General features: G+C 67.2%; 8 protein-coding genes. 7 read left to right on the forward strand and 1 reads right to left on the reverse strand.

The genetic code is table 11. The features are described from left to right. Window positions 1–9: 9 nt before the first annotated feature. Entirely contained in the window at window positions 10–612 is a 603-nt protein-coding gene (locus AC1D1W_RS04500; protein ID WP_476943048.1) for an arsenate reductase/protein-tyrosine-phosphatase family protein, read from the forward strand. Between the two features lie 85 nt (window positions 613–697). Then, entirely contained in the window at window positions 698–1,882 is a 1,185-nt protein-coding gene (locus AC1D1W_RS04505; protein ID WP_476943049.1) for a PP2C family protein-serine/threonine phosphatase, read from the forward strand. A 48-nt stretch (window positions 1,883–1,930) separates the two neighbouring features. On the opposite strand, the gene opgC is transcribed toward AC1D1W_RS04505, so the two are convergent. Continuing rightward, a complete protein-coding gene (gene opgC / locus AC1D1W_RS04510; RefSeq protein ID WP_476943050.1) occupies window positions 1,931–4,483 on the reverse strand; it encodes an OpgC domain-containing protein in 2,553 nt (850 codons plus the stop codon). Between the two features lie 214 nt (window positions 4,484–4,697). Between opgC and AC1D1W_RS04515 the strand changes: the two genes are divergently transcribed. From AC1D1W_RS04515 to AC1D1W_RS04535, 5 genes are all read left to right on the forward strand, one after another. After that, complete coding sequence (locus AC1D1W_RS04515) at window positions 4,698–5,753, forward strand: LCP family protein (RefSeq protein WP_476943051.1); 1,056 nt, start codon at window positions 4,698–4,700, stop codon at window positions 5,751–5,753. Between the two features lie 75 nt (window positions 5,754–5,828). Then, a complete protein-coding gene (locus AC1D1W_RS04520; RefSeq protein ID WP_476943052.1) occupies window positions 5,829–6,941 on the forward strand; it encodes an LCP family protein in 1,113 nt (370 codons plus the stop codon). A gap of 27 nt (window positions 6,942–6,968) precedes the next feature. Next, a complete protein-coding gene (locus AC1D1W_RS04525) occupies window positions 6,969–9,185 on the forward strand; it encodes a S9 family peptidase (RefSeq protein ID WP_476943053.1) in 2,217 nt (738 codons plus the stop codon). Between the two features lie 245 nt (window positions 9,186–9,430). Beyond that, a complete protein-coding gene (locus tag AC1D1W_RS04530) occupies window positions 9,431–10,213 on the forward strand; it encodes a peptidoglycan-binding protein (protein ID WP_476943054.1) in 783 nt (260 codons plus the stop codon). Between the two features lie 7 nt (window positions 10,214–10,220). Beyond that, window positions 10,221–12,725 (forward strand): hypothetical protein, encoded by a 2,505-nt coding sequence (locus AC1D1W_RS04535; RefSeq protein ID WP_476943055.1) that lies wholly within the window; start codon window positions 10,221–10,223, stop codon window positions 12,723–12,725. Window positions 12,726–13,035: the final 310 nt, after the last annotated feature.

Genomic DNA, 13,035 nt, shown 5'->3' on the forward strand with positions numbered 1-13,035 from the left:
GGATAAACCTTGGATACGCCTCGCCCCGTTCGGATCCTCACGGTCTGCACCGGCAACATCTGCCGCTCGCCGGTGGCCGAGCGCCTGCTTCAGGCGGGCCTGGATCAAGTGCAGCCCGGTACTTTTGTGGTTCGAAGCGCCGGCACGCGGGCCATGGTGGGCGATCCGATCCAGCCGAGCTCTGCGGACATCATCAGGACGTATGGCGGCACCCCGGACGGTTTTGCGGCGCGCCAACTGACGCAAAAGATCCTCCGGGAGTCCGATCTGGTGTTGGCGATGACCGCTAAACACCGCGGCGAGGTAATGCAGATGGATGCCTCTTTGCTGAAGCGAACTTTTACTATCCGCGAGTTTGCCCGGATGCTGAAGGTCCTTGAGCAGCGCGACGCGGACACCCCCGCACCCTCCCCCGCCAGCGACACTCCATCCTTTTGGCGGGAACTCCCCGGCCGGGCGGCGTCAGTTCGGCACCTGGCACTGGCGCCGGACGCCGCCGACAACGACGTCGTTGATCCCTACCGGCGCGGGCAGGAGTTCTACGACCAGATGGAGGACGAACTCGCACCGGCCATCCTCTCTATTCTGCGGTTCGCCCGCCTCCACAGCTGACTTCGCCTCCTTGAGCCGCGGTTCACCGGCGCCGGAACCGGTCTTGGACAGTACTCTTGACGGTGACGGTCTGGGAGGACGGCAAATGAATGTGGATCTGACAACAGCCGACGAGAATGAGCGTGTCAGGCTGGTGTCCCTGCACGGCTTATCCCTGTTGGATACGCGGGCGGAGGAACGCTTTGACCGGATCACCCGTGCCGCCCGTGAACTGTTCAATGTCCCCGTAGCCGCAGTGAATCTGTTGGACAGCGACCGGGTGTTCGTGAAGTCACCGCAAGGAACGGGTTTGAGGGAGATCGACCGGAAGGACACCTTCTGTGACGCCGCGATTGCCCAACCGGAAATCCTGATGGTCCCGGACGCGATGGCGGACCGGCGGTTCTTGGACCTGCCTGACGTCGTCGGCGGGCGCGGTGTCCGGTTTTATGCCGGCCGGCCGCTGAGCGTGGATGCGGGCAGCAGGGTCGGCACTCTCTGCCTGTTTGACACCCAGCCGCGTGAGCTTTCCGAGGTTCAGCTCCGGCAGTTGGATGAACTCGGAAGCTGGGCCGAACGTGAGCTCCAAGACTCCGCGGACCGGGACCGTGCCCGAGCCGTGCAGCAGGCCCTACTGCCATCCTCCACCCCGGGCGCACCGCACTATCAGATTTCCGGGATCTGCCTGCCGAAAGGGGACGTGGGCGGGGACTTTTACTCGTGGAGTGAATCGGAAGACGGCGTGGATCTGATGCTTGCCGATGTGATGGGCAAGGGGACGGCTGCGGCGCTCATGGCCGCCACCGTCCGCAGCGCGGTACGCAGTGCTGGAGGCAACGCGCCCAGTGCGGTTCTGGACCGGGCCAGCAGGCTCCTCGCAGTGGATCTGGAGAACACGGCTACCTTTGCGACGGCCTTCCTGGCCAGGCTTGAGCCGGCCAGCGGGCGCCTGGAGTACGCCGACGCCGGTCACGGCCTGAGCATCATCGTCGCCCGTGACGGCTCCTACCGCCGCCTGCCCTGTCGCGGGCTGCCGCTGGGACTCGGTGAACCAGGCTCGTGGGGCACGGCATATGCTTTCCTCGCCCCGGGAGAGACCCTCGCGAGTTTCACCGACGGGCTCCTGGACCTCTACGACGGTACCTTGGCCGCGCTCGATGACCTCGCAGCCCTCGTCCGCGACCATACCCCCGCACAGCTCACCGCCCTCCTGCAGGACCTCCACCGGGAGACCCAACCGGATGACGACGTCACAGCTATCTTCCTCACCCGCCTTCAGGTGGCCGCGTAGCACACCCTCTGGGGAGGCTGGTGGCGGTTCTGGCCGCCGCGGCGCCCGTCAGGTGGGGATGACGCGAAACAGAAAGCGTGTCCGGACCATCACCCAAAGAACGGCCAGCACCACCACGTACGCGGCCGTGTTCACCAGGACTCGGCCATCCTGCAGGGCGGGGATATTGGATATGACAGCGATCAGCACTACATGCATGATGAAAACGTAGAGTGTGGCCCGTCCGAGGGGAATCAAGAACCACCCCAAAATACGCTCCACGGGCTTCCAATAGGCCGTTAGGAACGCGTAGACCGCCACTACCAACAGCACGACGTTCAGCAACCTTCCCGGCTCCAGATAGGTGCGGCCGAAAAAGGCATCGTACATGGCACGGTAGGTGGCGTCCGGCATGACGGCCAGCCGGGTATCAAACCCGTTGGCAAGATACGGATTACAGAAGGACAGGAAAGCCAGTGCGGCCGCGGCCGCCGTGCAAGCGACCACCACCCAGGTCCGACGGCCCAGCCAGGCGATGATGGCCGCCCGATGGTACCCGGCCACCAGACCGAGCACGAAGAGGACCTGCCATACCATCAGCGGAAAGGAGTCCTCGAACTGCGAGGGCAGCAGCCGGATCCTGAACACAGCACCCGCCGCGTAGAGAGCTGCGGACGACGCCAGCACCCACAGCACCTTTCCCCGGGACAGAGCCGCCAGTACCAGGGGGCTGACGATGAGCAGCACCACATAGAGGCCCATGATGTTGAACTGCCAGGGCCCGAACCTCAACAGCAGGATCCCGGGGATCACTTCGGGGGGCACCGGGAACTGCAGTAGGGACCCCATTCCCGCGTAGAGGTCATAGGCGCGGCCCGATCCCCCGCGCCCCGCGGCGCCCGTTCCCTGGTCAACGAATGACGTCAGGGCATCCGCATTGACAGCCGGCACAAGCGAAAAGAGGAAGACGCCGAGCAGAACCACCAAGGCCGTGCCGTACAGTTTTCCCGCGCGCCTCCCGGCATGGTCCACCACGTCACCAAGATGGTCCGTGACCCGCGGACCGAACACCATGCCCAGGACCAACCCGGAAAACAGGACAAAGAGTTCCGCCCCGGACACGAAGCCCACGGCCTCCTGGGTGAACAACTGAAAAAGCGAAGTCATGCCCAAGTGATTGACCACAACAAACACAATGGCGAGCCCACGCAGGAGGTCCACCCTTGAATCCCGGGACGAGGGGTCCTTGTACGACCAGCCCGAAACGCGGCGCAAACGCCGGGGAGCGGCCCACAACAGGAACAACACCAACACCACAGCGGCACCAACGCCCCAGACTGCCCCGCCGGAAAGGACCTGACCGGCGTCCGGCACGGAAGCACTCGGGTCTTTGGTGGCGGTGACGGGTCCCGTTACCAGGGTGGAGCTTTCCAAGCGGTTTCCGGCCGCTGCCGCGAGGTCCGGCCGTCCGGTCAGCCGCCAGTCGATAGCGGCCACACCGTTGTCCCTGGTGCTCATTTTCTCATCCCAGACCACGGCCTCGACACCGCTGAACCGCTCTGATGAGGACTCAGCAAGCACTTGCCCCCACCAGGAAAGCTTGATGGCGGACTCCTCTGCGCCGCCCACTGTGGGGCTGTAGAACGCTGCAGTCTGGAGCATCAGTGGCTTAGCACGTCCTTGGACGTAGGCGCCGTAGAAATTGCCGAAGGACCCACCGGCCTCGTGACCGGTCAGCATGTCTGCCAGCTCCCCGGAGGCCGGCACCGAGTTCACGGCGGCTCCGCCACGGGTATCGTCATGGTAGGCGCTCAGCCCGACCCACTCAACGACGTCGTCCCCGGGATAATACGGCGAGTAGCCGTCATCAGCACCATCCCAGACACCGTCCCCGTTGGAGTCCAGGATCCGATACCCGTCAGAGCCGGGCCCGGGCGCGTTGCGGTTCCGCTCAAAGGGGTAATCCTTGGCCAGGAAGGGCTCCCAGACCATGACAGTGCCGGCGTCGTCAATGGAGCCAAACGCGGCTGCCACCGCCCGAAAGGCGGCCACATAGGCAGCTGGCTGCTGGCCCCAGCTCACCCAGCTGGAGTTCATGTCCGGGGCAAACCGGATGAACACTTTCCCGGGAATCCCCTCCGTGAGCCGGCCGATCTCCTGCGCAAAGGCAAGAGCCCTAACAGCATCGATCTGCTCCAACGGAACAGCGGGCTTTACCGTCAGCTGGGCATGGGCGCCCAGGGAGCCTGCCTGCTCGACGAACTTGCGGACATCCGCCTTCTCGGATTCCCGGACCGGCAGGGTGACATCGTGGCTGAATATGCCCGGCGAGGAACCCAGTCGTTCAGAGAACCCCGCCGCGCTATCCTCGCCCCATTGCAATGCTGCACCGAGGAGAGGACCGTGACCCTCCGCCGGACCCGTTGAACCGGACGAGGCACGTGCCGGTTCGGCCGCCGGACCAGCAACGGAACCACCGATCGGGTCGGCGTCCGCAACCATGGCCGGGCCCGCAACAAGCAGGAACAGGAAAGCCGGCAGGAACGCTGCATAAAGGAGTCCGCGGCCCGGCACTCGGGCATCTCCAACCGTGGCCGAACGCCGCGCGCCGCGATGCTTCATCTGCCCCTCCCCACGGGGATATCCGGACCCCTCTGTGAGGCCACCGCCCGATACTATCGGGCCGAGGCAGTCCAGATGACCAGGCCACGCACCGCCGGAAGTGTTGATAGACGGGCCCGGTGTACTGTATTGAGGGCCTCCACGGCGCCCGTGCGGCCCTGGCATTGGTCAAAATGGAATCCGGGCACCATGCCCGGCCAACTTAGAGGAACACATGACACACCCCTTCGACAGCCCAGACGACGCCGGCAGGGCGGAACTCCGCGAGCGGCGGCCCGCGAAGAAACGCCGGGGCCGCATCGTGCTGATCGCCGTCGCCGTGGTGGTGGCGCTCGTCGCGGTGGTGGCTGGCGGCTATCTCTTCAACCTCGCCCACACCTTCGACTCCGGTAGCAGAAAGATCGACCAGGCCTTCCCGGTGGAGTCCACGCGCCCGAAGAAGACGGACACCTCGATGAACATCCTGGTGATGGGCAGTGACAGCCGCGGCGCTGCCGAGCCCGACACCGCCAGCACGCCCACTGACCAGCGCGCGGACACGCTGATGCTCGTGCACATTCCGGCTGACCGCAAGAACATCTACACGATGTCCGTCATGCGTGACCTCTGGGTGGACATCCCCGGGCACGGCGAGGCGAAAATCAACTCGGCGCTGGCCCTTGGCGGAACGCCGCTGATGGTGCAGACCATCGAGTCGATCTTCCAGCAGCGCATCGATCACGTGGCGATGATCGACTTCGAGGGCTTCAAGGGGCTCACCGACGCGCTGGGCGGGGTGACCGTTAACACCAAGCTGCCGTTTACGTCGAACGATCTGAAGGGCCAGTCCTTCGCCCCGGGCCAACACACCTTCAACGGAACCGAAGCCCTGGCCTTCGTCCGCGAACGTCACGCCTACGCGGACGGCGACTACCAGCGGGTCCGCAACCAGCAGGAGTTCCTGCGGGCCATCATCAAGAAATCCACCGCCGGCCAGACGCTGAGCAACCCGATCACCATCAACAACATGGTGGGCGCCGTGTCGCCGTTCGTCACTGTGGACAAGACCTTTGATTCGGGAGCCGTGGCCGGGCTGGGACTCGAGCTCAAGGACATCCGGGCACAGAACACCGTCATGTTCACGCTGCCCACCAACGGCGTCGGAACGTCCGCGGACGGCCAGTCGATCGTGCTGGCCGACCCGGACGCCATCCAGAAGATCTCCGCAGCGATGGCCTCCGGCACCCTGGGGGAATACGTCGCGGCGAACAAGTTCGAGAACGGCAACTAAGCCCGGCCGGGTGAGGCGCCCAGAGAGGCCCTTGGACCCATAGTCCGTGGCCGGGCGCGATGGTAGCGTCCGCTTATGGGGAACGCTCCGGAGCCAGCAGCAGCGGCTTCCGCGGCGTCCCCGCCCCCTCCTTCGCCCACCGTGGCAGGCGCCCGCCGTCGGACGCTGCTGCTGGGGGCACTGCTCGCGGTCGCCGTCGCGGTGGCCGTCGCGGTCGCGGCCTACATACTCCCCGGGCCCCGTCCCGGTGGCACCGGCCCGGCCGGAGCTACGGCACCGGCCGCCGCCCCCGCGCCCGCGACCGCGACGGCGGCCAGTCCCACGCCGGCGCCCACCCCCACGCCCACCCCGGAACCACCCGCCGTCGCCCTCAACATCCTGCTGATCGGGAGCGACAGCCGGGTGAATGAGCGGGCGGCGGCGGCCAACGGCACCACCTCCGACCAGCGCGGCGACGCCCTTGTGCTGATCCACCTCCCGGCGGACCGGAAGAGCGTCTACGGCATCTCGATCATGCGCGATCTTTGGGTAGACATCCCCGGCCACGGAACCGCGAAGGTGAATGCCGCGCTGGAACTGGGCGGACTGCCGCTGATKACGCGGACGGTGGAGGCGCTGCTGGGTGCGCACATCGACCACACGGTGATGCTGGATTTTCAAGGGTTCGCGGCCATGACGGATGCGCTCGGCGGTGTCGACGTCAACATCAAACAGTCATTCACCGCCACAGCAGATGACAAAGTGCACTTTCCGGCGGGCGTGAACCACCTCAACGGGCTGCAGGCCCTGGCCTTTGTCCGCGAGCGCCATGCCTTCGCCGATGGCGATTACCAGCGGGTCCGGAACCAGCAGACGTTCTTGAAAGCCATGATGGCCAAGCTGGCTTCCGAAGGCGGCCTGGCGGACCGCGGCACCGTCCGCAAACTCATCAAGAAGGTGCTGCCGCACGTGACCCTGGACGCAAGCTTCACCCTGGAGTCGCTGGAAAACCTCGCCTTCGGCCTGCGGAGCACGCCGCCGGGACGCGGCGTGTTCTTCACCCTGCCGACCGCCGGCACCGGGACCAGCCGGGACGGCCAGTCGATTGTCCTGAAGGACCCTGCCGCGACCGCAGCGCTCGCCGCCGCACTGCGCTCGGGAACGCTCGCCGGCTACGTGGCGGCCAACAATCTGCAGAACGGCAATTGAGGCGCCGCTCTTCGGTAGATTGGGTCCATGACCCAGACTCCCGCCCAGCCGTCCCCGCAGCCTCCCGTCGCCCGGAAAGTTCCCTCGGTGCGCACCCATCACGGCGACGCGTTCGAGGACAACTACGAGTGGCTCCGGGACAAGGAGTCCGCAGAGGTCGTGGACCTGCTCAAGGCGGAAAACTCCTACCAGGAGTCCGTGACCGCGCACCAGGAGCCGCTGCGCGAGGCGATCTTCCAGGAAATCAAGGGCCGCACCCAGGAAACTGACCTTTCCGTCCCGAACCGCAGGGACGGCTGGTGGTATTTCACCCGCTCGGTCGAGGGCAAGGAGTACGGCATCCACTGCCGCGTGCGCGGCCAGGACACCGGGGACCGCGTCGCGGACTGGACTCCCCCGGCCGTGGAGGCCGGCGTCGTCATCCCGGGCGAGGAGGTCCTCCTCGATGGCAACCTCGAGGCCGAGGGCAAGCCGTTCTTCGCCGTGGGCGGGGCCGCCACGACCATCGACGGCACCCTCTACGCCTACGCCGTGGACAACGCCGGCGACGAGCGCTTCACCCTGCGCATCAAGGACCTCCGCACCGGCGACTTGCTGCCGGATGTGATCGACAACGTCTTCTACGGCATCTCCTTCTCCCCCGACGGCAGCCGGATCTTCTATACCGTGGTGGACGATTCGTGGCGGCCGTACCAGGTCAAGTCCCACGTGCTCGGCACACCCGTCGGCGAGGACACGGTCATCTACCAGGAGGACGACGTCGCCATGTGGCTCGGCTTCGAGCTCTCTGCCGACCGGCGGCACCTGGTGCTCAGCATCGGCTGCTCCGAGTTCAGCGAGACCCGCCTGCTGCGCTTTGATGACCCCGACGCCGGCCTGCGCACCGTGATCTCCCGCGACGACCGCATCCTCTACGAGGCCGAGCCGTTCCTGCTGGCGGACGCCTCGGGGCGGGGCCGGGAGCGGATCCTGCTCACGCACAACAGGGACGCCATCAATTCCATGGTCTCGCTGGTGGACCCGGCCGAGCTCGCAAAGCCGCTCGCCGAGCAGCACTGGGACACCGTCGTCGCCCATTCCGACCAGGTCCGAGTCAACGGCGCCGGCGTCACGTCGACCCACGCGGTGGTCTCCGTCCGCAAGGACACCATTGAACGGGTCCAGGTCCTGCCCCTGGCAGGACTGGGCACCCCGGAGCAGGGCGCCGCCGTGGAGCCTGCGTTCACCGAAGAGCTGTATACCGCCGGCGTCGCGGGCTCCGACTACGAGGCGCCCGTCATCCGGATGGGCTACACCTCCTACTTCACCCCGTCGCGGGTCTACGACTTTGTGCTGCCCACCCCGGAGCTCCCGGCCGGTGAACTCCTGCTGCGCAAGGAAAGCCCGGTGCTGGGCGGCTACACGCCGTCGGACTACGTCGCCACCCGGGAATGGGCAGTGGCGTCCGACGGGACCCGGATTCCGCTCTCGGTCCTCCGCCACGCCTCCGTCAGGCAGGATTCGACGGCGGCCGGCCTGGTGTACGGCTACGGCTCCTACGAAATGAGCATGGATCCGGGCTTCGGGATCCCCCGGTTGTCCCTGCTGGACCGGGGCATCGTGTTTGTGATCGCCCACATCCGGGGCGGCGGCGAGCTGGGCCGGCACTGGTACGACGACGGCAAGAAGCTGCACAAGAAAAACACGTTCACCGACTTCATTGCGGCCACGGACTGGCTCGCCGGTTCCGGCTGGGTGGACCCGGCACGGATCGCGGCGATGGGCGGCTCCGCCGGCGGCCTGCTCATGGGCGCGGTCGCCAACCTGGCGCCGGAAAAGTACGCGGCGATCGTTGCCGCCGTCCCGTTCGTGGACGCACTGACCACCATCCTGGACCCCGACCTGCCGCTGTCGGCGCTGGAGTGGGAGGAATGGGGCAACCCGATCACCGACCCTGACGTGTACGCGTACATGAAGTCGTACACGCCGTACGAGAACGTCCGTGCCGTGGCGTACCCGAAGATCGCCGCGGTCACCAGCTTCAACGACACCCGCGTGCTCTACGTGGAGCCGGCCAAGTGGGTGCAGCGGCTGCGCGAGGTGAACACCGGCGGCGAACCCGTCGTTCTGAAAATCGAGATGGAAGGCGGCCACGGCGGCGCGTCGGGCCGATACGTGCAGTGGCGCGAACGGGCCTGGGACTACGCGTTCGTCGCCGATTCCCTCGGCGCCACCGAACTGCTGCCCGGGGCCGGACTGAAGTAAGAACCCCATCGGTTGCTCCGTAGCCGCCCTTTTGGACCTCCATTAGGGCACTTATGGAGCAATCGATGCGTTTTCCGGCCGGTCAGCGGGCTTTCCGGCGTTAATCCGGGAGCCCGCTACCGATATTTGGTCATCATGCTTACTATTTACTGGCATGATGGGCATTTCGACGTGGAACCCGTCCGCTGGGGGCGGGGCGTCGTAGGGCTTTGACCGGGCACTGGGTGCCGGAGATGGAGTTTGTTATGAGCGTTGAGCAGGGAATGACCCCGTTGACTGATGATGAGCTGATGGCGCAGGGCGGCACGGCTCTCCCGGACAAGGAAGTCGCCTCCGTCCTGGACCTGAACGCCGACCTGAACCTCGGGATCAGCGCCGCGGCGCCGATCGACCTCGGCATCGCGGCCAACGCCAACGTGGCCGCCCCGATTGACGCAGGCGCTTCGGCTAACGTCCTCTCCGTCGGATCCGAGTCCCAGGCCCTCGCAGACCAGGGCACCATTATCAACCAGGGCGTCACGGGCGATGCCACGGCAGACTCCACCCAGGACAGTGTCATCGACCAGGGCACCGGTGCGGACGCCGGGACCACAGCAGGTTCTGCCGCAGCGCCCGCTGCCACGGATCCGGTCACGCCTGCTGCCACGGCCGATCTCGGCGGCGCTGTACCGGCCGGCACGGTACCCGCCGATGCCACCGGCGTCTTGCCGGATGGCACGGCCCCGGACCTGGGCGGTGCGCTGCCGACGGATGTCGGGGCCGCCGCCGGCGCCGCGGGTGCCCTCAGCGGCAACCTGCTCAACGTCGATGTGAACCTGGACGCCAACGCCGGCATCGCGGCACCGATCAATGGTGCGGTGGCCGCCAACGCCAACGTGGCCGCGCCGATCGACGCTGCCGTCGGCGCCAACATCGGCTCCATCGACAGCAACGCGTTCGCCGTCGCCCAGCAGGATGCCATCATCAACCAGGACATCCATGGCGACGCTACGGCGTCGGCTGACCAGCAGTCCGACCTGAAGCAGTAGCACCTAGATGAGCACTGTGCACGGAGGGCCGTCCGGTCAGGACGGCCCTCCGGCCCTGCCTGCCACCGGCGGCGCCACATCGCCCGACGCCGGCGCACGCGGCGACGCTGCCGGCCCGCCGTCGTCCGCCGCGGTCGGCCTGCAGCCGGTTCCCGTGCGGGCCGCCGGCGTCCAGCTGATCGGCGAGGCGAAGGGATCCGGTTACAAGGAAGCCCCGTCCCTCGTGCGCCGCTCCGACGGCCAGACCATCCAGCTCACCCGACTGCTGTACCTGGTGCTCGAGGCGATCGACGGCGAGCGGGGCCTGGAAGAAATCGCCGGGCACGCCAGTGACAGTTTCGGACGGCTCGTCAGTGCCGAGAACGTCCGCACCCTGATCACTTCCCAGCTGCTCCCCCTCGGCCTCCTGCAGCTGGCGGACGGTTCCGAGCCGGCGGTAAAGAAATCGAACCCGCTGCTGGGTATGCGCTTCCGGTACTCGGTTACCGATCCGGACCGCACCCGGAAGATCACCGCGCCGTTCGCCACGCTATTCAACCCCTTGATCGTGGTGGCCGTGACCGCGGCCTTCCTGGCCACGTGCTGGTGGGTGCTGATGGTCAAGGGTCTGGCATCGGCCACGCATGAGGCCTTTGCCAACCCCGGACTGGTGCTTTTGATCCTGGTGGTCACGGTGCTCTCGGCCGGTTTCCATGAGTTCGGCCACGCCGCCGCCGCCCGCCGCGGCGGGGCCACCCCCGGCGCCATGGGGACCGGCCTGTATCTGATGTGGCCGGCCTTCTATACCGACGTCACGGATTCCTACCGGCTGGGGCGCGGCGGCCGGCTGCGCACGGACCTCGGCGGACTGTACTTCAACGCCATCGTGGCCGTCGCGATCATGGGCATCTGGTGGGCCACCGGCTTCGATGCGCTGCTGCTGGTGGTGGTCACCCAGATCCTGCAGATGGTCCGGCAGCTGATGCCGCTGGTCCGCTTCGACGGCTACCATATCCTGGCCGACGCTACCGGTGTCCCGGACCTGTTCCAGCGCATCAAGCCCACGCTGCTGGCCCTGGTGCCGTGGCGGAAGACCGATCCCGAAGCCGGGCTCCTGAAGCCCTGGGCGCGGGCCGTGGTCACCATCTGGGTGCTGGTCACGGTCCCCCTGCTGCTCTTCAGCATGGCCACCATGGTGCTCACCCTGCCGCGCGTCCTGGGCACCGCCTGGGATAACGGCCTGAAGCAGCAGGCCATGCTTTCCCACAGCGTCGCCACCGGGGACCTCGCCGACGCCGCCGTCCGGGTGATCGCGATCGCCTGCCTGGCGCTGCCGGTGCTGGGCATCTTCTACATCCTGTTGCGCCTGGTCCGCCAGCTGGCCACCGGCCTGTGGCGCAAGACCCGCGGAAAGGCCCTCCAGCGTGCCACCGCCATCGTTGCGATCGCGGCGGTGGCGGCGGGCCTCGCCTGGGCCTGGTGGCCGGGAGCTGACACCTACCGCCCGGTCCAGCCCTACGAGCGCGGCACCCTGGCCGACGCCACCACCGCCGTCTTCCCGGCCTCCGCCGCGTCCCGGATGGCCGAGGGCCAGTCGGGAACGACCGTTGCACTGTGGCCGGAGGGCGCCCGGAGGCCCACACGCGAGGACCCGCAGCTGAGCATGGTCCTGGTGCCCCGGCAGTCCGACACGGCCAGCACGGCCGCCCCCGCGGCGGCGCCGGCTGGCCCTTCCTGGGTCTTCCCCTTCGACAAGCCGGCCGCTCCGGAGGACGACGGCAACCAGTCGCTAGCGGTCAACACCACTGACGGTTCCGTGGTCTACGACGTCGCCTTCGCCCTGGTCTGGGCCGAGGACGGTGACACTGTGGACACACGGAATGAGGCCTACGCGTTTGCCAGCTGCGCGGACTGCGCCGCCGTGGCGGTGGGCTTCCAGGTGGTCCTGATTGTGGGACAGACCGATGTGATCGTTCCGGAAAATCTCTCGGCGTCGGCGAACTATAACTGCGTCCGGTGCCTGACCTACGCCCTGGCCAGCCAACTTGTCCTGACCTTGGATGGGCCCCTGAGCAGCGACGGCACGGCCAGGCTCAACGAGCTGTGGCAGGAGATCGCCGCCTACGGCAAGGACCTGCGGAACCAGCCGCTCTCGGAGATCCAGGGCCGGCTCAGCGCGTACAAGGAACAGATCATGGCGGTCATCAAGGCCGATCCGAGCGCCACCCCGGCCGGGTCCGCCGGTACAGCCCCGACGCCGGGCGCCACTCCTGCCGCCACGCCTGGTGCCGGTACCGCTGCCACGCCCGGTACGACGTCGGGAGCCACTGCCGAAACCACCCCCGGCAGCACGCAGGCCCCGGCCCCGGGGYCCACGGGAGCCACGGCGCCGGGTGACGGTACGACGTCGTCCGGTCCCGCCCCGGGCTCCGGTGCCACGGAGCCGGCAGGGCAGCAGCTGACGCAACCCGCGGCTCCCGCACCGGGCGCGGTCTCACCGGCGCCGGCATCCACCGCGCCGCCGGCGCCCTAAGGCGAGGACCGATTTTGGGTCCGAATCGGGTTCGGGTTGGGCCCGAATCGGGTTCGGCTTGGGCCCGAATCGGGTTCGGCTTGGGCCCGAATTGACGCAGATGGCCGGAATGAGGACTTCATTCCGGCCATCTGCGTCAGATCGGCGTCTCGACAGACCGCCACCGCATCAGAGCGCTTCCCCGTCAGGTCGGTACTTCCCTTAGATTGGCGCTTCCCTTAGATTGACGCGTCCCTTAGATTGGGGCCTCGTTGCGCCGTCGGATGCCGGATACCTGCTGCCGGGCCTTCCATTCATCCGCGGGGAAGGT

This window comes from Arthrobacter sp. P1_B4 (assembly GCF_056406555.1).

Bases quoted from the DNA above. Each gene is read 5' to 3' on its own strand.
- AC1D1W_RS04515 (WP_476943051.1), top strand. From the start codon at position 4,698: ATGACACACCCCTTCGACAGCCCAGACGACGCCGGCAGGGCGGAACTC.
- AC1D1W_RS04530 (WP_476943054.1), top strand. From the start codon at position 9,431: ATGAGCGTTGAGCAGGGAATGACCCCGTTGACTGATGATGAGCTGATG.
- opgC (WP_476943050.1), bottom strand. From the start codon at position 4,483: ATGAAGCATCGCGGCGCGCGGCGTTCGGCCACGGTTGGAGATGCCCGA.
- AC1D1W_RS04505 (WP_476943049.1), top strand. From the start codon at position 698: ATGAATGTGGATCTGACAACAGCCGACGAGAATGAGCGTGTCAGGCTG.
- AC1D1W_RS04525 (WP_476943053.1), top strand. From the start codon at position 6,969: ATGACCCAGACTCCCGCCCAGCCGTCCCCGCAGCCTCCCGTCGCCCGG.